This window comes from Dulcicalothrix desertica PCC 7102, from assembly GCF_003991905.1.
In the GTDB taxonomy this organism is placed as follows: domain Bacteria; phylum Cyanobacteriota; class Cyanobacteriia; order Cyanobacteriales; family Nostocaceae; genus Dulcicalothrix; species Dulcicalothrix desertica.
The window spans coordinates 36,495-56,149 of record NZ_RSCL01000032.1 but is presented as its reverse complement, the minus strand read 5'-3'; the positions used below and the strand labels follow the sequence as shown (position 1 = coordinate 56,149).

15 protein-coding genes are annotated in these 19,655 nt (G+C 38.0%); 7 read left to right on the top strand and 8 right to left on the bottom strand.

Annotated features, from left to right (window positions below; genetic code table 11):
• Positions 1-17: 17 nt before the first annotated feature.
• Both DSM106972_RS42965 and DSM106972_RS42960 read right to left on the bottom strand, forming a co-directional pair.
• Positions 18-3,128, bottom strand: coding sequence for a two-partner secretion domain-containing protein (locus DSM106972_RS42965; protein WP_127086454.1), 3,111 nt, complete (start codon positions 3,126-3,128; stop codon positions 18-20).
• 165 nt (positions 3,129-3,293) lie between these two features.
• The gene (locus tag DSM106972_RS42960) at positions 3,294-4,691 is read right to left on the bottom strand and encodes an amidohydrolase (protein ID WP_127086477.1); all 1,398 of its coding nucleotides are present in this window, start codon (positions 4,689-4,691) and stop codon (positions 3,294-3,296) included.
• Between the two features lie 103 nt (positions 4,692-4,794).
• Here DSM106972_RS42960 and DSM106972_RS42955 point away from each other — a divergent pair, with 103 nt between their 5' ends.
• The 3 genes from DSM106972_RS42955 to DSM106972_RS42945 all read left to right on the top strand — a co-directional run bounded on the left by DSM106972_RS42955 (position 4,795) and on the right by DSM106972_RS42945 (position 7,088).
• Entirely contained in the window at positions 4,795-5,565 is a 771-nt protein-coding gene (locus DSM106972_RS42955) for a cysteine hydrolase family protein (RefSeq protein WP_127086453.1), read from the top strand.
• A 91-nt stretch (positions 5,566-5,656) separates the two neighbouring features.
• Positions 5,657-6,100: a cupin domain-containing protein gene (locus DSM106972_RS42950; RefSeq protein WP_127086452.1), complete on the top strand. Its 444-nt coding sequence runs from the start codon at positions 5,657-5,659 to the stop codon at positions 6,098-6,100.
• A 211-nt stretch (positions 6,101-6,311) separates the two neighbouring features.
• Positions 6,312-7,088, top strand: coding sequence for a hypothetical protein (locus DSM106972_RS42945; RefSeq protein WP_127086451.1), 777 nt, complete (start codon positions 6,312-6,314; stop codon positions 7,086-7,088).
• A 354-nt stretch (positions 7,089-7,442) separates the two neighbouring features.
• Here DSM106972_RS42945 and DSM106972_RS42940 read toward each other — a convergent pair whose 3' ends face one another.
• Complete coding sequence (locus DSM106972_RS42940) at positions 7,443-8,492, bottom strand: type IV toxin-antitoxin system AbiEi family antitoxin (protein ID WP_127086450.1); 1,050 nt, start codon at positions 8,490-8,492, stop codon at positions 7,443-7,445.
• 734 nt (positions 8,493-9,226) lie between these two features.
• Here DSM106972_RS42940 and DSM106972_RS42935 point away from each other — a divergent pair.
• On the top strand, positions 9,227-10,873 hold the full coding sequence (locus tag DSM106972_RS42935; RefSeq protein ID WP_127086449.1) for an alpha/beta hydrolase: 1,647 nt from the start codon (positions 9,227-9,229) through the stop codon (positions 10,871-10,873).
• 835 nt (positions 10,874-11,708) lie between these two features.
• On the opposite strand, the gene DSM106972_RS42930 is transcribed toward DSM106972_RS42935, so the two are convergent.
• Entirely contained in the window at positions 11,709-12,035 is a 327-nt protein-coding gene (locus DSM106972_RS42930; RefSeq protein WP_127086448.1) for a hypothetical protein, read from the bottom strand.
• A 308-nt stretch (positions 12,036-12,343) separates the two neighbouring features.
• Here DSM106972_RS42930 and DSM106972_RS42925 point away from each other — a divergent pair, with 308 nt between their 5' ends.
• On the top strand, positions 12,344-12,730 hold the full coding sequence (locus tag DSM106972_RS42925; RefSeq protein ID WP_127086447.1) for a helix-turn-helix domain-containing protein: 387 nt from the start codon (positions 12,344-12,346) through the stop codon (positions 12,728-12,730).
• 24 nt (positions 12,731-12,754) lie between these two features.
• Here the strand turns inward: DSM106972_RS42925 and DSM106972_RS56175 are convergent, their stop codons facing one another.
• Positions 12,755-14,602: a sensor histidine kinase gene (locus DSM106972_RS56175; protein ID WP_127086446.1), complete on the bottom strand. Its 1,848-nt coding sequence runs from the start codon at positions 14,600-14,602 to the stop codon at positions 12,755-12,757.
• A 512-nt stretch (positions 14,603-15,114) separates the two neighbouring features.
• Between DSM106972_RS56175 and DSM106972_RS42915 the strand changes: the two genes are divergently transcribed.
• Positions 15,115-15,291 (top strand): NblA/ycf18 family protein, encoded by a 177-nt coding sequence (locus tag DSM106972_RS42915; RefSeq protein ID WP_127086445.1) that lies wholly within the window; start codon positions 15,115-15,117, stop codon positions 15,289-15,291.
• A gap of 64 nt (positions 15,292-15,355) precedes the next feature.
• Here DSM106972_RS42915 and DSM106972_RS42910 read toward each other — a convergent pair whose 3' ends face one another.
• Together DSM106972_RS42910 and DSM106972_RS42905 are read right to left on the bottom strand one after the other, a co-directional pair.
• Positions 15,356-15,778, bottom strand: a complete 423-nt coding sequence (locus tag DSM106972_RS42910) for a COG3650 family protein (protein ID WP_127086444.1) — start codon at positions 15,776-15,778, stop codon at positions 15,356-15,358.
• Positions 15,779-15,948: 170 nt separating this feature from the next.
• Positions 15,949-18,039, bottom strand: coding sequence for an NAD(P)/FAD-dependent oxidoreductase (locus tag DSM106972_RS42905; protein ID WP_127086443.1), 2,091 nt, complete (start codon positions 18,037-18,039; stop codon positions 15,949-15,951).
• 160 nt (positions 18,040-18,199) lie between these two features.
• On the opposite strand from DSM106972_RS42905, the gene DSM106972_RS42900 reads away from it, so the two are divergent.
• Positions 18,200-18,430 (top strand): hypothetical protein, encoded by a 231-nt coding sequence (locus DSM106972_RS42900; protein WP_127086442.1) that lies wholly within the window; start codon positions 18,200-18,202, stop codon positions 18,428-18,430.
• Positions 18,431-18,573: 143 nt separating this feature from the next.
• Here DSM106972_RS42900 and hisC read toward each other — a convergent pair whose 3' ends face one another.
• Positions 18,574-19,644: a histidinol-phosphate transaminase gene (hisC, locus tag DSM106972_RS42895; RefSeq protein ID WP_127086441.1), complete on the bottom strand. Its 1,071-nt coding sequence runs from the start codon at positions 19,642-19,644 to the stop codon at positions 18,574-18,576.
• Positions 19,645-19,655: the final 11 nt, after the last annotated feature.

Sequence of the window (19,655 nt, the reverse complement as noted above, 5' to 3'; positions counted from 1 at the left end):
AGGTGCATAGGTTTTAGTTATTTACAATTTGGCGCCGAGTACCAATTTTGATGGGAAGCAGGTAAGCTAACATTGGCGACTAGCTCAACTTCACCTTTATTATCTACTACGATTCCTTGAGCTTCAACTAAATCTAAATTATTATTTACCTTAGAAGTGTACCTCTTAGTCGGATAAGAGCTAAAATTATCATTACTACGAACATCTTGCCAAATAGTTTCACCTACTAATGGTTGTATAGGTGACGCAGGAAAACCACCTCGTCCGGAAATAGTAAACCTATTTTGGTTCACAGTGCTACAAGTGTTGGTTACTTTAGTCTCGTTATCTACAAAACTCAGTGTAAAAGTATTTATTCCTTGAGTAATGTCAGCTTGAGGAACATTTAAATTTACCACACCATTTACACCAAACTCTGAACTGGCTGTAATATCACTTTGTGGTGTAAGTCCAGAACTAAATTGTCCACCCAAAAGTCCTTGAGTATTAATTTTGATGTTTCCACCACGACCATCAGATGCTTGAGCGATAACATCACTGTTTTCTAACTGCACAAATAATTGTGTATCAATTGTAATATTTCCGCCATTGCCTTGATTTTTAGCTGTGGCTGTAATGGTGCTATTACTTTGCATTTGTAATAATTTAGTTTGGAGACTAATATCACCACCTTCTCCAGAGTTTGAAGTTGCTTGAATATTACCACGTTCTAATTTTAAAGTATCTGCTATAATGTCTATTTTTCCTGCATCTCCAGTACCATCATGTTGAACACTAATTCTGGCGCCATCGTTAACAAGTATGTCTTTTGCATTTATATTAACTTGACCTGTGTTACCAGTTGGTACAGGTGGTAAAAAGTAAAATGCTCGTATTTCATCACTATAAATAAGAGCATTCGAGGAAATTTCAGATGGCATCCCATTAGTTCCTACCCCAGATAGATTTACAGTATCAGCATTAACTTGTATCGCTCCTATATTACCTGTAGCAACTGCAATTGAACCAACTCTGGCGCCATCTTTAATTGTTAACTTACGGGTATTAACTAAGGTATATCCTCCTGCACCCTGACCAGAAGAACCTGTTCCAATATTGCTAGGTGTAAAAATAAACTTATTTGTTCCGAGTACTTCAATTTCGTCAACATCTATACTTAAGTTACCACCTTGACCTTTACCAGCTCCTGGTGCAGGAACTCCTAAGCTCAAAGTTCCAGCTAGTACACCTGTTGATATCGAAGCACCATCTTTTATAGTTAAGCGTTGAGCAGTTACTTTCAGGTCTCCGCTACGTCCGGAACCAAAAGTTACACTTAATAAACCGCTATTGGTGTCAGGAGCTGAGGGACTCACTCCTACTATTTCAACTGTTTTAGCATTAACTGTGATATTGCCACCATTACCAAAACCAGATCTAAGCGGTAAACTTTTACTAAGCGGTTGATTAGATGAGAATGAACTAATATCGGCGCCGTCAAATAACTGTAATTTATCGGTCGAAATGAAAATATCCCCACCGTTAGCAGTTCCAAAAGTAGAAGCATTTATACCGCTAGATACACCTTTTAATAAAGGGTTGTCATCTCTAGCATAAATTGACTCACTTGCTTTAATATCTATGTTTGCACCTTTTCCGCTTCCGTAAGCATAAGATAAAACTGCTCCTCCTTGTTGCAGGTTTAACTGTTTGGTTGAAACACGAATATTACCACTAACACCAGTACCAAAATTTATTGCATTAATACCACTACTATAAGTTGGATTTATTTGGTTAGTTCCTGTGCTACTAATACTTTCTGTTGCATCAACATTTATATTTCCAGAAGCACCAGTTGCCCCTAGACGAGCAAAGGTACTGATAAAACCACCATCCAGCAATGTAATTTTTTGAGATGATACATTGATGTCTCCTCCTGCTCCAGCATCAAAAATTGCGCTATAAATTCCACTATTTTCAAGCCTATCTAAATTGTTTCGACTTTGGTTAGTAGTAAATCCACTTATATTTATTGTATTAGATTTAATATTTATATTTCCAGCTTTTCCTCTTCCAAAGCTCGCCGTTTCAAGTCTGCCGCCATCAGTTATATTAATTTGGGGTGTAATTATTGAAATATTACCACCGGTTGCTGAGGCATTTAGAGCAGATGTACTGATAATTCGAGAAGTGATTGGTTGAGTATTATCACTAGCACCAATATTTAAAGATTCAGTTGCTTTAATGTTTATATCTACTCCTGGTTGAGTGCTTGGGGTTAAGCTAGCAATTTGCGAACCCCCATTTAAGGTTATATTACTACCTTGAACTTGTACGGCGCCGTTTGCTTGTAAGTCTCTACCTAAGTTAGATATATTCGCACGGTTGACTAAATCAATATTTCCAAATTTATCTACCTGGTCGTACCCTAAACTCCAACCCTTGGCAATAGAATTAATACTAACGTTTCCGTTTTCAACGCTGCCTATTTCTACTCGTCCAGATGGTACTGTAATTAACCCTCCATCCAAGTTAATATTTCCACCAACTAAAGCTAAAGTGTTTCCTGGTACAATAGTTAAACCTTGACTTGTTGCATTTCCCGTACCGTTAACTTTAATCGTGGCATTATTATTTAAATTTAAACCAATTGGTGCAGTAATGCTTAAAAGTGGATTTGCAGCTTTATCTGTAGAAGAGAATTTTGTACCGTCGGCAAAATTAATGCTGTTAGCTGTTGATGCTAGAAACGAACCATTTATTTCTAAGCGTGCATTGCTACCAAAAATTATCCCATTAGGGTTTAATAAAAATAAATTAGCATTACCTAATACTCCAAGCGTACCATTTATATTTGAAGCGTTGGCGCCTATAACACGAGTGAGGATGTTAGTAACACCATTGGGGTTTGTAAAGTAAGCACCCCGTCCCACATTTATATTAAATTCACTAAAGCTGTGAAATAGGTTATTTCCTCTTACAGTACCTCCATTAATAACATCACTTGGCAATCCATTGATATTAACGTTAGTTGTTACCTGTGTAGGAATGGTATTATCGGGAACTATCTGAGCCAAACACCGAGGCGCCGTACTATAAGACCCTAAAATTAAAATGGCGATAATTGAGCTAACTGTGGTTTTATTCATCCTTTCTTGGCGCCGTATTAGGTATCGAGCGTCAGCAAGCTGGATGTTAATTATGCTGACTGTGTAGTTCCTAATATTACCATTACTTAAGTATTTAGTTTGTTATAAATTGTTTCAATACGTAGGGTGGGCACTGCCCACCCTACTGCCTACAAAAACTAAAATTTACAAACCCATTACAAAGCGATAGTGTTTTTCTAACTCCGCAGCAGTCTTTGACTTACGTGATTTTTGCCACTGACTATGTTTTAATAATTCTTGCCGTAGGTCTTGTACGTCAATTGTTGTAACATTTCCGCTCTTCACTATTTGCTTTCCATTTACCCAAGCACTATCTACTACGTTGACAGGGCGCCCAAGTACTAATAGTCCAATTGGGTCTGTACGGGGTAATAACGATAAACTGGTTAAATCGTAGAGTACTAAGTCAGCTTTTTTACCAACGTCAAGAGAACCATTATTATCAGCCATATTTAATCCAGTGGCGCCACCTAATGCAGCCATTTTGACAGATTGATGTGGTGTTATCCAGTGTTGATAATCAAAATCTGTCACATTATGTACTATTGAACCAATTTTAATAGCTTCGAGTAAGTCTTGCGAGTCGTTACTTGATGCACCATCACAACCAAAAGAAACATTTACACCAGCTTGACGATATTTAAGGATAGGGGCAATACCGCTACCTAAGCGTAGGTTACTAAGGGGGTTGTGAACGACTGTAGATTTAGTGTGTGCAAGAATTGCTATATCTTTATCGGTAAGGTGAACGCAGTGTGCTAGAGAAGTACGGTAATCTAAATAGCCTATACGCTCAAGATGTTCCACCGCAGTACAACCGTATTTTTCTTTAGCAAGTTTTTCTTGTGCTTTGGTTTCGAGTAAATGTGAGTGTCGGCAAAGGTCGTATTTATCGCTAAGTTCAGCGCATCCTTTAAATAAAGCATCGCTACATAGTTGAATACCTGTAGGCGCCACAGCAATATTAATACCTTTTTCAGGACAATGAAACTTTTTAACAGCTTCTTCGATAATATCGAGGGTTGCTTGGGTGGAACGGAAATAAGGTTCGTGGGTTTGCTTGGTATCTCCAGATGGTATTCCAGCAGCAAGTGACTCATCTTGAATAAGGGGAGCAACAAAAGCGCGAATACCAACTTCTTTATACGCACGAACTGCGGTGGCAATAGTTTCGAGTTCTTTACCTGGTATTAAAACTAAATGGTCTACAACGGTAGTACCACCAGAAAGTAAAGTCTCAACGGCAGTACCCAAAGCGCTTAGGTAAACTTTTTCAATATCAAGCGGTGCAAAGTCGTATAATTCAGCTAACCACAGTTCGAGGGGAAACATCGACATTATCCCACGCTGCCACATTTCGGAAGAGTGAGTATGAGCATTAACGAAACCTGGAAGTAAAAGTTTATTGTCAGCGTTTATTGACGTACCAACAGTATCAAGTTGTGAAGAAATACCAGCAATACGACCATCTGTAATCAGCACTTTAGTACTGGAGTAATCATCTGGTGTGGCAATTAAAGCATTCTCAATAGTAAACACGATTTCAACCTTTATTAAGTAATTAGACGTAATAGTGAATTTTCGAGTTAAAAAGTAAGGTACGGGAAGTAGCGAACCAATTCCCCTTCCCAATATAAATCGGTTTATGAACTTACCACTTCGGAAATTAGGGGTAGAACCAAACGCTTGGTCTGTGAATCACGAGGTTGCTGATATCACTCGCAAAGAACTAACCCCACAACCTGTGATTTTAACAACTGCTACCAAGCAGCTACGTATCGATTTGGCGAAAACAGCCATTCTCGTTATCGATATGCAAAACGACTTTTGTCACCCAGATGGTTGGTTAGCGCATATTGGTGTAGATGTAACACCTGCACGGCAACCAATTAAACCGTTACAAAAATTATTACCAATATTACGCCAAGTTAATATTCCTGTACTTTGGGTAAATTGGGGTAATCGTCAAGACTTGATGAACATTAGTGCTAACGTGCTACACGTATATAATCCTACAGGTGAAGGAGTAGGTTTAGGTGACCCACTACCAAAAAACGGCGCCCATGTATTAATGGCAGGAAGTTGGGCAGCAGCAGTAGTAGATGAACTCGAAGTGGCGCCATCAGATATTCGCGTCGATAAGTATAGAATGTCAGGGTTTTGGGATACGCCTTTAGATAGTATCATAAAGAACCTAGGACGCACGACACTATTATTTACAGGTGTAAATGCCGACCAATGTGTGATGGCAACACTTCAAGATGCAAACTTTTTAGGATACGACTGCATATTAGTAGAAGACTGTACTGCCACAACATCACCTGAATATTGCTGGCAAGCAACTATATATAACGTCAAACAATGCTTTGGTTTTGTCACCGACTCCCAAGAAATTCAAAAAGCAGTTAGGAGTTAAGAGGGGCGGGTTTACGAAATTGTTCGTCATAACGCTTGGTATGAGTTAACCCGCCCGTACAGAAGTTAAAGATTAAATAGGAGATAATTATATGCAAGTTAAGAGTTGTGTTATTCCTGTAGTTAGATCTCTCAAAGATTATCAAGTCTATCGCATTAGTCCCCATGATTCAAATCGATTAGCAATTATTTTCGATACAAAGAGCGCTAACACGTCTTTAACCTGCTGCGTAGAAATTTTTGATGTTGGTGGAAAAACTCCACCCAACCGTCATCAATGGGCAGTAGAAATGTTTTTTGTGCTTAAAGGAGAAGGAGTAGCAGTTTGTGATGGTAAAAATGTTTCAATTAAAACCGGAGATAGTTTACTAGTACCACCTACAGGTACTCACATGATAAAAAATACAGGCGCCGAACGTTTGTATACTTTAACAATCATGGTACCCAACGAAGATTTTTCTGAACTGATTCGTAGCGGTATTCCTGTCGAGTTAGACGAAGAAGATATGTCAGTACTCAGTAGACTGGCGCCTTAATTTTAACAGCTTCATTGTGACATAGTTGTGGCACAGGCATCCTGCCTGTGCTTTAATATTTATTGAATAATCATAAAAAATAAAAAAGCCTCTACCAAACGATAAATAATACATTCGTTTGATTTTGGCTCTTTAGAATGAGGGAACTGATATTGTAGATTCGTAAACTAAAACTTATACATTTACAAAAATCTGTAGCAAGTTTTACATTATGGCAGGCAAAACACAAGCAAAAAGTAAGCAGGAAGCAGACCATAACGAAGACGAAAAGCAACCTGTACAACAAAATGGCGCCTCTTCAAAAGCTGATAATGAATTATTAGAAAAGCTAGATGAGTTGCGCTCAACACTTAGTGGTGATTTGACCGACCTAGAAACAGAAGCAGCAGTTGAACTAGTTAACGAATGGCAAGGTGTACTGCAAAAAGTCAAAGAACCCGAAGTTAAAGAAATTGCTTCGCACCTAAAAGAACTAGCAAAACTCCTGAAAAGCAACAAAGCTACAGGACATGAAATTAGTGAAGTTTTAATAGAAATTGGCGAACAAACAGCTAACTATGCTGGGGACGCTGAAAAAGAAGTTAAAACTCCAGTACGTCAATTAGGTAAGCAACTAACTAAAGTTGGTAACACTGTAGGTAAAATTGAAGAACACGAGCAAATCGAAGAAATCGATGGCTTGATAGATACTTTAGATGGTGATTTAACCCAGGTTGATAGCGAAACTTCTGTAGGCGCCATTGATACTTGGTATAAGGTGCTGCATAATTCGGAAGACGAAAGTATTAAAGAAATTGCTAACGAGTTGAAAGAGCTTAAGCAAGTATTAAAGCGTAGCAAACCTAAAGCTACTGATATTGCAGAAGTATTAACTCGTTTGGGTGAGCAAACTCAACAAGCTGCTCACGAAGCAAAAAGAGGATTTAAGGGGCCTGTTCAACGTTTGGGTAAGTTACTATCTAAGACTGGGAAATCTTTGGAAGAGTAACCCTGGCAACGGATGTAACGGATGTAACGGATAATGTTTCAATTGTCATGAGTCACCGTAGAGAAGCATCTCAGTATTCAGTGAAGCATCTCAACATTCAGTAAATCCTCAGATTATTCGCTACTAGAATAATGACAATTTATACTTGCTGTTGCTTTTGAAGCATACTTTAAACATTCCCGACGCGCATAGAAGTGTCGGGAATCTTGCATTTTATGAAAATTAACTGTTTAAACCTTGTTCCAAAGCTTGAAAACGGCGTAGGATAGTGTCGAATTTAGCATCCCAATCTTCTGCTATATAAGTATTGCAATAGTTTTGATATCTAACAAAACTTGTTTATAGTTGTCATTTTCACGCACTTTTTGCTACTCCCTCAATATATAAATTAAAAATGCGTGTGGCAGTTTCCATCAGTCGGTCATCATTTGAAAGCATTAGCTCTGCATGAATCAATAATGGGTCAGCAATAAATTCTTCTTGTTTATTACCTAAAGCGTTATTAACTCCAAACTGTTGTAGAAAAGTTATTTCTCCTTGTAAACTGGGTTTTAGCTTAAGTTTGGCAGCAATGAGACGATGATTATCTAAAACATGTAATGTGGCGCCAATTGGATTTAAATATGATGTTACTATCGCGGCGCCTAATTCTCCACCAATCAAAAAATTTTGTTCTTTTGCCAAGCTAATAATAGTATCTGCAACTGGCGAAAACTTACTTTCTCCCACAGAAGTAAAAGTTCCAAGTAATAATTTTGGACGTAGCGTTTCAGTATAACCTATCTCCCATCGCTCTAGAAGCTTTGTGTAGTCTGCTATTCGGTAACTTCCGTTGCGTTGACGTTGAAGGTAGCCTAATTGATATAAGTTTTTTAGACTTTGACCAACTGTTCGTGTTGTTAAACCAGCAGCAATTGCCAATTCTTTAGATGCAACGTTTAAAATGTTGGGAGATTTGAGCAATATATAGATAAGTTTTAAAGTATTAGGTGTAATTTGTAAGGTGGGTGAAATTTTTTCTTTAGGACGATGCTTGCCACGAATGAGAACATAAGCTGCTGCACTATTAAGGTATGTATTGCCCGCGCTATCTATAAACTCGATATTTTCGTCGAGTAAATGTTCAATCGCATTGTTAGGTAAGTAGCGAGAAACAAGCAGAAGTTTTTGCCCAGCTTTTTCCTCATGACGTTTTAGGTACGCAATGACAAGTTCAATGATTTTTCCATTAACATCTGGTTGAATTGTGTAAGCGTAATCAACAGATTTTAACGGACTAGTGATGTTAATAATTCCATCAATTCCTTTGACCAAAGCATGAGATGATATCAACGAAGCCTGGATACCGGGCAAAGCTTGCAAATGTTCTAAGCACTTTTGTAATATATGGTTTCCTTGCTTCATATCTCACCAACTTTAGTTGCTACATTAGTCCTAAAACCTAAATTAAAATTTAAATTTATGAAACGAACCACAAAGTACAAAGGTTTGCCAAAGGTGTACATTCATGATTTACTCTATTTATAGCATTAGTCTTTCTTAATATAATGCCACGAGCTAAGAATAAGTGTCAATTTTTGCTCTTGTAAGTATTTTTGAGCAGAAAAAAGACTCATTTACCGTTTTTTCTTTGAGAACAAGGACACAGTTGTGGTATTTAATGAGTATGAGTATCCCTCCTCATAATCCAAATGACTTTTACATAACGTCATTGTTCACACCGAGTAATTATTCCGGCGCCTAATTCTCCATCAATCAAAAAATCTTGTTTTTTTGCCAAGCTAATAATACTATCTGCGAGTTGCGAAAACTTACGTTTTCCGACAGTAGTGAAAGTTCTAAGTATGCTAAAAATGGATTAATTTACTTTTAAACAGGTGTCAAAATCTTTAAGATGCGCGCGAAAGCGGGAAAACTGCGCCCTTCATTCGCGACTCATAACATGCGGCCTAGTGTTTTAGCATAAGCTATTTCCCATCATTTATCCGTTACATCCGTTACATCCGTTGCAAATTCTTCCAATCAAAACTAGTAAATCTAACCTAGACACAAGCACAGCAGCGATTATATAATTCCGGTGCTTTGCCAATTTCACCGTATTTTTGCGGTTATTACCACAATATAAGGTAACAATATTTATGGCGCAACACCGGAAAATCATTGAGTTAGTAGTGTGTTTATTGGGTACATTTGCGACAACACAGGTTTTAGGAATTGGCGCCGCTCAAGCTGCTGATACTTTAGTGGTGAGATATGGGCCATTTACTGAAAAGATTACGCTCTTGGAACTGCAACAAATAGCACAAACGGGTAAAATTCCTAGTGGCTATGATATTTATACAAAGGGTCTATCGCTTGGGCAGCGTCAGCAACTTGTTACAGCACTGCGGACGAATGTGCCAATTAGCGTTGTCACGATGAATAATTTATTAAGTACACGTATTGGTTCGACTATTCTAAATGACTTGTCAAGTATAATTCGGCGCCGAGATAACGCGCGGTTTCAAGCTGTGCGTGGTGCGTTGGTTTTAGCTTCAACGGCGCCTCAAGGTTTATCGATATTATCATTTATAGCTAATTATCCTAGCAAGCAGCTAGAAATAGATTTACCACAAGCTTTTAAAGTTGCAGGCAGTTTTAATACTGCGTTTTGGCAGACGCAACGGTTCATGGCAGCAATAGAACCTCGTTTGAGCAGTCGCAAAGTTCAATTAAAGTTACCGCTTGATGCTTCAAAACCTGGGTCAGCAGAAGTTCAAATTTTGAAGATGGACTTGGATGATAAAAAACGGGGACGGAAAATACCTCTTGATTTATATTGGTCAAAAGACGTTAATTCGAGTAAACCTGTAATTATTTTTTCTCATGGACTGGGGTCTGTACGCACAGAATTAAAATATTTGGCGGAGCATTTAGCATCACATGGTTATCCAGTAGTTACATTAGAGCATCCTGGCAGTAATGAAGCAAATGTAAATTCGGCACTTGTTGGCAAGAACCGAATTATGAAACCACAAGAATTTTTAGAACGTCCTCAAGATATTAGCTTTGTCTTAGACCAACTAGATGCGAGTAACCGTAATAAGTCTTTTTCTCTGACTGGCAAACTCGCTACTAATAATGTAATTATTCTTGGTTACTCGTTTGGAGGAAGTACTGCACTCGCTGTTGGTGGCGCCGAGTATCAGCTAGAATTTCTTAAACAACGGTGTAAAGAGAATCTTGCTGTTGTTAGTCTGGGTGAAGGTATGCAGTGTATTGCCCAGGAATTACCAGAAAACAATTATTCTTTTCGCGATAGTAGAATCAAACGGGTTATTGCACTAAACCCCACTACATCCTTATTATTTGGCGATACTGGTTTATCTAAAGTTCAAGTTCCTACACTTGTACTAGCTGCTTCTGCTGACAAAACAACACCTGCATTAACCGAACAAGTAATTAGCTTCGACAAACTTCCAAATCCTAAATCTCTAGTTGGTATTGTAGGCGCCACTCACCTAAGTGTAAAAGACCCAAACGCAACTCTTGACCAACGCGGCAAAATCGATACTCCCATCAGTGGGGGTGAAATCGTTGGCGACCAAGCAGTTGATGTCCGCAATTATGTAAAGAGTATTGTACTAGCATCTGCGGCTCAACTTACACCCGAAGCAAAAAAATATGAAGTCTTTCTAACTGCCGACTATGCTCAGTTTGCTTCTACACAAGCATTTCCCATCCGTCTAATCACTCAAATTCCCCCTGAAGCATTAGCTATAGCTAAGGAATTAGTTCAAAAGTAGGACATACAAGAAACCCGGTTTCTGATGAGAGATATTGTTAAAAAACTTGATTTATCAAAAAGAAACCGGGTTTCTATACCATTCGGAGTTTGACGATTTTGAAATAAAACGTTACATTACTTAATATCGGAGTAATTCCATCCTCTGATATCGGTTTTATGTATCTCCCATCATGTTTGAAGTAGAATACACCTCGGTGCGGTAGCCGAGGTTTTTTCATTTTTGGCACCAACGGAGAAATCTTGGTGATTAATCATCAGAGTTCAACATATATAAACGTCATTAAACCAGCACACGGCTTGCACTCATAACGAGAGCGCGCTTTATACAAGTGTGTGTTGAGGAGAGCTTTATTCTATGTTGTTTATTAAATTACTGGGGCTGTTTTTACTGGGGTTTGTTTGTTATAACCCCCAGTAAAACACTATCCCAATAGTAGTAGCAAGGCGCCTATCCATCCTTATTACCCTCAATCATCAGAGTTCAACATCTACAAACGTCATCAAACCAGCACACGGCTTGTAGTTATAACAAGTGTGTGTTGAGGAGAGCTTTATTCTATGTTGTTTATTAAAATTACTGGGGCTGTTTTTACTGGGGGTTATGATTTAATTCTGATTTTTTACTGGGGCTTGTTTGTTATAACCCCCAGTAAAACACTATCGTTTCCCATACCGTCAGGCGCCTATTAGCCTTTATTAATGTTATCCAATAAATACATATAAACTCATGTACTAATACTTACAATTACAAGTTTGTGCGTGAAAGCTACAAGTCTTAATAAATAAGCTGAAAATTTTTTGTAGGCTTCATGCATCCTATGTTCATTTTCTTATCATATAATCACCCCTAGTAGGTTTAATATCTCCTGCACTGGGGCTTTATTAGCATCTAACTGGATAATTTGAGTAAGTAGTTGTTTAGGAATGTAGCACGATGACTTGATAAAGCGTTCTCGGTTATTCCAAAACTCATAGTGATACCAAGGTTGTGAGTACTGTTTACCGTTAACAGTTACAGTTTTCCACTGAATATAGCCACTACCATCACCTTTATGTCTTCTTGTCTGGCTTTGACTAAGAGAAGAATTATATGTACTGGTATTATTTTGAATACCCACTAATACATTTTGGTTAGTTAAATTTGAGGCAACACCTAGCAAATATAATATCTCTTCGACTGGACGCTTCTGTTTATCGGCTTCTTCGAGAACCCCCAGTAATTTTTTAGGAATATACCTACTATACTTATTGCCATTCTGCTACTTGCTTAGGTGTGCTGGTATATAACTGGCTATAAATTGGAGTTAGTTTCATATCGAGTAAGCACCCTCACAATAACTATAATTCCCTAGTGGAATCAATTCTTTGTTTTCAGATGCGATACTAGGGGGTAAGCTCTATAAAAAATTTTGCTTCACTAATAGTGAATTTAAGTTAATTATCAGTGAATTAAGTCATTAAGTCAAGAATGCTGATACATAAATGTTTTGATGAAACTTTGAAAAAGTACAGAATTACGGGAGCAGTATTGTCCCGGCATGTTGGTGTCAGCCCTTCTCACGTGTCACAGTTTAGAAATGGTAAAGGTGGCGCCGTGTCGCACACAACTTTGGAACAAATGTTAGAAGCTTTGGAAGAGTTGGCGCCTGGGTCGAGGTTATACTTCTGCTTATTACTCGCGGGTAAAAATCCGGTTGATTTTCTGGCTAGCTCTCAAAATCCTGATTTGCGCGAGCTTGTTGTCTCCGCAACACCTGCCGAAAAAGCCGAGATTTTAAATACGATTGCAAATTGGGTTGTAAATAGTAAAGATGAACCCATCAAAAACAAAGTTGAATTAGAATTAGCAGGTTAGTGGAGGTTTTAGCATCAACGAGATTTAATTTTTATGTATTGGTAATTGAACTGTGAATGTTGCCCCTTTGTTTTCACCTTCGCTTGCTGCTGCTACGGTTCCTCCATGCAATTCGACTATTTGCCGTACAATTGCCAGTCCCAAACCTAATCCACCGAATGTGCGTGTAATGCTGCTATCTGCTTGACGGAAACGTTCAAATACGTGAGGTAAAAATTCTGGGTTTATGCCTTTACCTGTATCTGTGACGGTTATTTGAGCATAATTAGATGTATTAAAATCACCATTATTTATCTCTGATAGTATAATATTTACGTCTCCACCATTTGGCGTAAACTTAATCGCGTTTGTAAGTAAGTTACACATAACCTGCTGTAATCTATTTATATCCCCCATTACTGAGGATTGAGTTGTTTGTATAAATTGCAAATTAATTGATTTCGCATTTGCTGCAAGTTGAACCGTCTCAATTGCCGCTTGAATAACTGATTCTAAGTTTACTACTACTGCATTAAGTGTAAATTTGCCCCGTAATATTCTTGAAACATCGAGTAAATCGTCTATAAGTTGATTTAATAACACAGTGTTGCGTTCGATGGTTAAGAGCGCACGTTCAGTTTTGGCTTCATCGAGCTTACGTGCGCGCAATAGTTTAGTCCAACCTAAAATTGGGTTGAGTGGAGTTCGCAGCTCGTGGGAAAGTACAGCTAAAAATTCATCTTTGATACGATTTGCTGACTCAGCTTCGTTACGAGCAGATTGTTCGCGTTCTAATAGTTCGTCTTTTTCTTGATTTGATTGTTGTAGCTGGATATTGAAAAGCTCTAATTTCTGAGTTAGTTGAGCTTTTGCTTGGTATTCTGCCGCACGCACACGTTCAACGGCAAGCATTGTTTGCATTGTAGCTTGTTCCGTAATTGCGGAACCAATTAATAAGCTAACACCACACTGAACAAATAAACTTAGTTTGTGAACTTGTAAGATTTCTGAATCAAAGAGTATGTGTGAGGTATTTGCATTGGGAAAATTTATAATATAAGCCACAATCGTAGCAAATACACAGAAGCTCGCGGTAAGTGTACCACCAAGAATTTGATAGCGAGTTGCTGCCCAAATAATTGGGATAAAGTTTAAAAATGAGTAGTTTTTAAATAATACGCTCGATGTGTCTACTTTATGTACCGTTAGTATCGCAATAAATATACAGAATATTAAAATAATGCTTGCTTCCAACCAATTGGGGGTAATATTATCTACCTTGGAAAAGTTTAAATTAGTACTATCGTCAGGCGCCGTTAGTTGTATTGAAGATTGGGAAGATTGTTGGCTTCTAGACGAAATATAGCCATATTTAACTAAAATGGGGGTCAATAGCAGTAAAAGTAAAGGTGCAACTGCCATAACTCCTACAGCATTACCTAACCACCAACGCAAAATATTTCCAGTTAGGGAAAGCCAAGACATTTTACCCAGAGTTGAAAGCACCAAACAACCAATCAGCGCAGAAGCTCCACAACCCAGTATTGGTGCGCTGATAATAAAAGTCACTGCATCTCTTAATCGTTTAAAATTGAGGTTGCTGTGCCAATAATAACGAAACAGAAGTAAAGTTACTAGGGGTTCTGTAACATCCGTCAAACTTGCGAGTCTATACCAACCTTCATTTCCCCACAAATGAGACATTGAAAACGAAGCTATCCACGTTAAGATAACTCCTACCCAACCAAACCACAGACTGAGTGTTACCGCAACACCAGATGGTGGAAACCATAGAGATACTGCTGGACTAACTCGAAAAATTAGTGCAACATAATGTGCTATTACAAGTGCTACCAATCCTAACACAATTGGCGCCCATCTAATTAGCTTCATTCGACTACTCAAATTAAAATCAGCCAATTTATGTCTATATATAGAGGTAATAGTATCACTTTTTTATTATGCCCGATATCAAATCTAGTTTACATCTGTCTGATGACGTACAGCTATTAGAACCATTTTAAATAAAAATTGTTTTGGTCTTTATAAATACATTTTTTCTGAAGAGAATTTAATAGACGGCGCCTGAAGAATAACGAGATATAAAAAAAATCTATATTAACTATAAAATCTAGATATATTCTGGTGTCTACAAACTATAAGACTAAGGTAAAACACTAATAAAATTAATAATTCTTAAATCCTAAGACAAAATTAATACTTTTGTATTATGTTTCACTCTTTAGATAAACATGCGAGATATCTTAAGTGATACATATATCTGCAATCTCAAAATTGAATTCAGTCGCAAGATAGTGTGTAATATTGTTACGAGAATATAAATTAGTAGATAAGAAATAACGAATCTGCTATTCGATTTAATTTAACCCCCAAGGAGATTAACTATGGACACTACTATGTTTGAATTAAGTTTAGAACAACAATTCCAAATGCGCTTAATGCAAGAATCGGCTCAAGAATTAAGCCGTGAGCAAATGTTAGATGTACTTATGCAAACTTCACGTATGTTAATGGTAAAAGATAACATTATTCGGAATTTAGTCAAAAATGGAACTTTGTAAGGTTAGATGTGGAGAGTTAAGTCATATACTGCTGCTCTCCACTTTTCTTTAATAGTTTTATAGTTTACTTTTTTTCAGCACAACCCTCTAAAACCTTGTTACCCGAAATAAAAGTTGCCGAATAAGCATATTCTATTTCAGACATTCCATCACTACAACCATTCGCTTTTTTAATAATTAGCGTGTTATCATCACGAAGTTTATACACACGCACGCTATCAGGAGTGCGTCCGACTGGGAAAAGCGGTTGTACATAAGCGAAAGTTTGCTTTTTCGCATCGGGTGTTGAAAATATTATCGCGCGCTTACTTAAGTCAATATTCCAGAATGGTTCAGTACCTCGAATTTGAAACTCTATTGTTGCTGTTGAAGTGCTTGAGGGTAGTGGTGCGCTTTGAGCTTGTGTTACATGGTTGGTAATTATTACTAGACTAATAATTGGGAAAAATACGTATAATACTATTTTTTTCCAAATATTTTTTATCATATTAAGTAATATTCATTATAAATTCAGTCTTTAATATATCATATTAAGTGCTGATTGTCATGCTGAACGTAGTGAAGCATCTAATTGTTTATACTTGAATTATATAGATTCTTCGCTGCGCTCAGAATGACAGTTTTTGCATTTGGAAATATTAACGAAGGTAATTACTATTAAATTACCTTTGGATTTTGGACGGTTGTTGTTGTGGCAGCGTGGGGAACTATTTGCTGCTTAGATGGTGGTTTACCCGTTTTAATTGCGTACTCAATAGCTAGCAGTCGTAACCATAAACCTGGGTTGCTTTCTAGCCTTTTTTGATTTTTAGCGAGAAAGTTAGGATACCAATTGCCCAATAATGCACAAACTATTGCATGACGAGTAAAGTTGATATAATTACCTAACCATCGAAATAAATCTTTGGCGCCTGCTAATTCCCAAATCCACGGTAGTAAAGCGGGATTCTTTCTAGCTGCTTTGAGTGCGAGCAAGTTAAACGTTAACCAATCAAATCTATCTTTGATAAAGTTTTCGGCAACTTCAGCAGAAGAGTCTGCGAGTAAACCAAAGAAGTTATTTAACATTGAGTTAATGCGTTCTGGGGGTAAGAATTTTCCTGTTGGAACCATCATCCCCTTAGAAAACATCCAAGTTACTGCAATGTTACTTTGAAACGCGCGTATTCTATTTAAATGCTGTGCGCTCAATAAATCATGCTTTAAAGCACAGTCCAGAAGTTTGGTAAGACGTTCTAAGTTGCGAACTAGTGAACCAAACCCTGTAAATACTAATGGAGACTGTAACGAAGCTGCATCTCCAATTGCCACTAATCTATCAAAGGCAACGGTACGCGAGTTAGCGTTTGTGCTGAAATGTCCTGGTATATAACCAAATGTTGCCTTTTTCCACTCTAATGAATCTACGTCACAGCGGCGATATTCTGGCAATATTGTAAAAAAGTCTTCGTACATTTCCAATAATGAACCAGGATTAAGGGCGTTCACTTGATGGTAGTGAAATAAATAAATCGTTAACTCATCATTCTCTCCAGGGAATAGCTCCCAAATTAACTGCCGACCCCGCGATATATCACCATGACTGTATAAAACGTCACCGTAATGTGAATCCCATACTCCTTTTGTAAATCCGCTGACGACTGCTCCAACTGTTGGGCAAACGCTGTCAAATGCTCGACTGCCATTTAACTGCCAAGCTATTGGTGATGCAGTTCCCATTGCGTCTACTAATAATCTGGCGCCAACTTGTTTTTCGACGTTATTAGTCAAATTTTTAACTGTAACACTGACTTGATTATTATCTATATCAGCACGAATAAACTCAGTCTCATCCCATATTTCACCTCCTGCTGCTTTTAGTTTTTCTCCGCACATTTGCAGCCATTTATCTGATTTTAAGGATATATTTAATACAGTAGGTGTATGTAACACAGGCGCCTTAAGTTTTTTGATGTTATTGGCATCAAAGAATTTATTGAAACCGTCTTTATACTCACGGGCAATAATCGACTCAATTTCATTTGATGTCACTAAGCCTAAATTTATTAGACTCTGAATTTCATCTCGTGAAATATTCCATTCGCGGTTCATTCGCCCAAATGGTAATCTTTCAATTAGTAATACTTTATACCCAAGCTGCGCCATTACTGCTGCGTGAATAACTCCAAGGGCGCCACCAATGTAAATAATGTCGTATTGGGTAGAAGTAGAATTTTGTTGTCCATTTTGATGAGAAAAAATTACCTGTTGAGGTTGGGTGGGGTTTCTTACGCCTTGGCGCCAACGTTGTTCCCACCAGTACGCGCGTTTTAGGTCATATTCACCGTTAGGCATTTTTTGGAAATACTTGACGGTACTCGGGTAATGTGGCGCCAAAGCTTCAAATATAGTTTGCTTAGATAAATCAATTTCTGGTGGTTCAGGGTATTGATTGGGGAAACGGTTGCGAATTTCTATTGAAAGACGCTTGACAATTTGCGCTTCACTAGGAAACTTACTATCTCCCCAGCGAAAAACTTTCAAGTAGGTAGTTCGCTGTACTGACCATACAAATATCGAAAGTTCCTGAAGTTTGTCCGGAATAGTCGCTTTTTGGGATGTAGAAGCTACTCTCAATCGAATTCCGTCAGGAGTTCTTGATTTTGTACAAGTTGACTCATTTTGGAAAGGCGCAAAATCGTTTTGCAGCCAGTCTCGGACTGACGCTGTATCGGGGGTTGGGATTTCTAAATAAAGCAGTTGTTTCATTTTTTTGGCAAATCTCTGAAAAATCTACTCATTAAGACAGATTTAACAAACCTGTAAAGTGCGGTAATATCCGCCCTATCAGCTAGATGAAAATTCAGTAAAGAAATTTTAAGAGTTTATCAAAAATTATCATCCATTAGTTCGCTCTTTACATCACGCCATGAATTATCCCATCCCAAACAGTCCAGAACAAATTTTTGACCTACGTCAGGCACCAGTAGATGAAGAATTGGTAGCAGCTGCCATAGCAGGTGTAATCAAAATCGTCCGTGCCCAAGGTCAATCTCTCGAAGAACTCACGGCACAAGTACTTGCCGATGACTTGGTTCTCGATAAACAGCAACGTCGCTGGTTAAGTCAAGTAGTAGCCCAAGCATGGGACAGTTTGTAACTGTTTGTCATCAACTTAAAATCAATAGATAACTGAATAGCGATTAAGAATGATTGTGAAATTATCTGATGTTGATTGCCAATCACTGGATGCGCGGTGTGAGAGTCTCAAGTAGGTTTATATGAGATTGGCAATGATTCAGATTAAGTTTGAGACAAACAATTGTAAAGGATATTACTCAGCGTATCAGTTAATGTCTGATTTTGTTCGTCTGTGCCTACAGTAATGCGTAACTTATCATCAAGACCGGGTTGTTTGAAGTAACGTACTAGTATACCGTGTTGCTTGAGTTCTAAGTAAAGTGCTTCGGCTTTTGCATTTGGAGGTTGTACGAAGAGAAAGTTTGCTTGTGATTCCCAAACCTTAAAATCTAATTTTTGCAAGCTTAAGGCTAATTTGGTGCGGTTCAATTTTACCTTTTGACAGCATTCATTTTTGTAAAATTGGTCGCGCATTGCTTTCTCACCTACAGCGCAAGCGATAGCGTCGATATTATAGCTGTCTTTAACTTTAAACAAACCGGACAGTATTTTGGGATTAGCAATACCAAATCCTAATCGCAGTCCTGCTAGGGAGTATCCTTTAGAGAGAGTTCGTAAGCTTATAACATTATCAAATTCGTTTAGAAGTGCCAAGGCAGATTCTTCTGCAAAGTCAACATAAGCTTCATCAATAGCCAAGACTCCTTCTAGACGCGAAGCCAAACAGCGTAAATCATCTATTGGTACCGCGTGTCCATCGGGACTATTCGGTGATGCAATTAATGTTACGGCGCCGTTTGCCGCAACTAATTCTTCTATAGGTAACTTAAAATCTTCGCCATAACTCACTTCTATAGTTTCTGTTGGCTGCATTGCTCCTAAAGTACGATACAAAACATAAGTAGGCATTGGATACACAATTTTACGGACGCCTTCGCTACAAGCTCGAATCAACACGTTTAAAATTTCATCGCTACCATTACCAACAATTATCCAGTCACGCGGAACACCCAGCACATCGCTAACAGCTTGTCGAAACTCGTTAGCATAAGGGTCAGGATAGCGTCGTAAATATTCGCTATCTATATTTTGCAAAACTGACATTGCCTGAGATGAAGGTGGATAAGGATTCTCATTCGTATTTAACTTAATAATTTTTGTACCAGGTGGCGCCTGTTCTCCAGGTACATAAGGCGCCATTGCATCAACATTAGAACGAAAAAAAGAAGCCATAATTATTGTCG

What these genes read in the sequence shown, in the direction of transcription:
- DSM106972_RS42965 (WP_127086454.1), bottom strand. Translation starts at nt 3,128, where the DNA reads ATGAATAAAACCACAGTTAGCTCAATTATCGCCATTTTAATTTTAGGG.
- DSM106972_RS42955 (WP_127086453.1), top strand. Translation starts at nt 4,795, where the DNA reads ATGAACTTACCACTTCGGAAATTAGGGGTAGAACCAAACGCTTGGTCT.
- DSM106972_RS42950 (WP_127086452.1), top strand. Translation starts at nt 5,657, where the DNA reads ATGCAAGTTAAGAGTTGTGTTATTCCTGTAGTTAGATCTCTCAAAGAT.
- DSM106972_RS42945 (WP_127086451.1), top strand. Translation starts at nt 6,312, where the DNA reads ATGGCAGGCAAAACACAAGCAAAAAGTAAGCAGGAAGCAGACCATAAC.
- DSM106972_RS42940 (WP_127086450.1), bottom strand. Translation starts at nt 8,492, where the DNA reads ATGAAGCAAGGAAACCATATATTACAAAAGTGCTTAGAACATTTGCAA.
- DSM106972_RS42935 (WP_127086449.1), top strand. Translation starts at nt 9,227, where the DNA reads ATGGCGCAACACCGGAAAATCATTGAGTTAGTAGTGTGTTTATTGGGT.
- DSM106972_RS42925 (WP_127086447.1), top strand. Translation starts at nt 12,344, where the DNA reads ATGCTGATACATAAATGTTTTGATGAAACTTTGAAAAAGTACAGAATT.
- DSM106972_RS56175 (WP_127086446.1), bottom strand. Translation starts at nt 14,602, where the DNA reads ATGAAGCTAATTAGATGGGCGCCAATTGTGTTAGGATTGGTAGCACTT.
- DSM106972_RS42915 (WP_127086445.1), top strand. Translation starts at nt 15,115, where the DNA reads ATGGACACTACTATGTTTGAATTAAGTTTAGAACAACAATTCCAAATG.
- DSM106972_RS42910 (WP_127086444.1), bottom strand. Translation starts at nt 15,778, where the DNA reads ATGATAAAAAATATTTGGAAAAAAATAGTATTATACGTATTTTTCCCA.
- DSM106972_RS42905 (WP_127086443.1), bottom strand. Translation starts at nt 18,039, where the DNA reads ATGAAACAACTGCTTTATTTAGAAATCCCAACCCCCGATACAGCGTCA.
- DSM106972_RS42900 (WP_127086442.1), top strand. Translation starts at nt 18,200, where the DNA reads ATGAATTATCCCATCCCAAACAGTCCAGAACAAATTTTTGACCTACGT.
- hisC (WP_127086441.1), bottom strand. Translation starts at nt 19,644, where the DNA reads ATGGCTTCTTTTTTTCGTTCTAATGTTGATGCAATGGCGCCTTATGTA.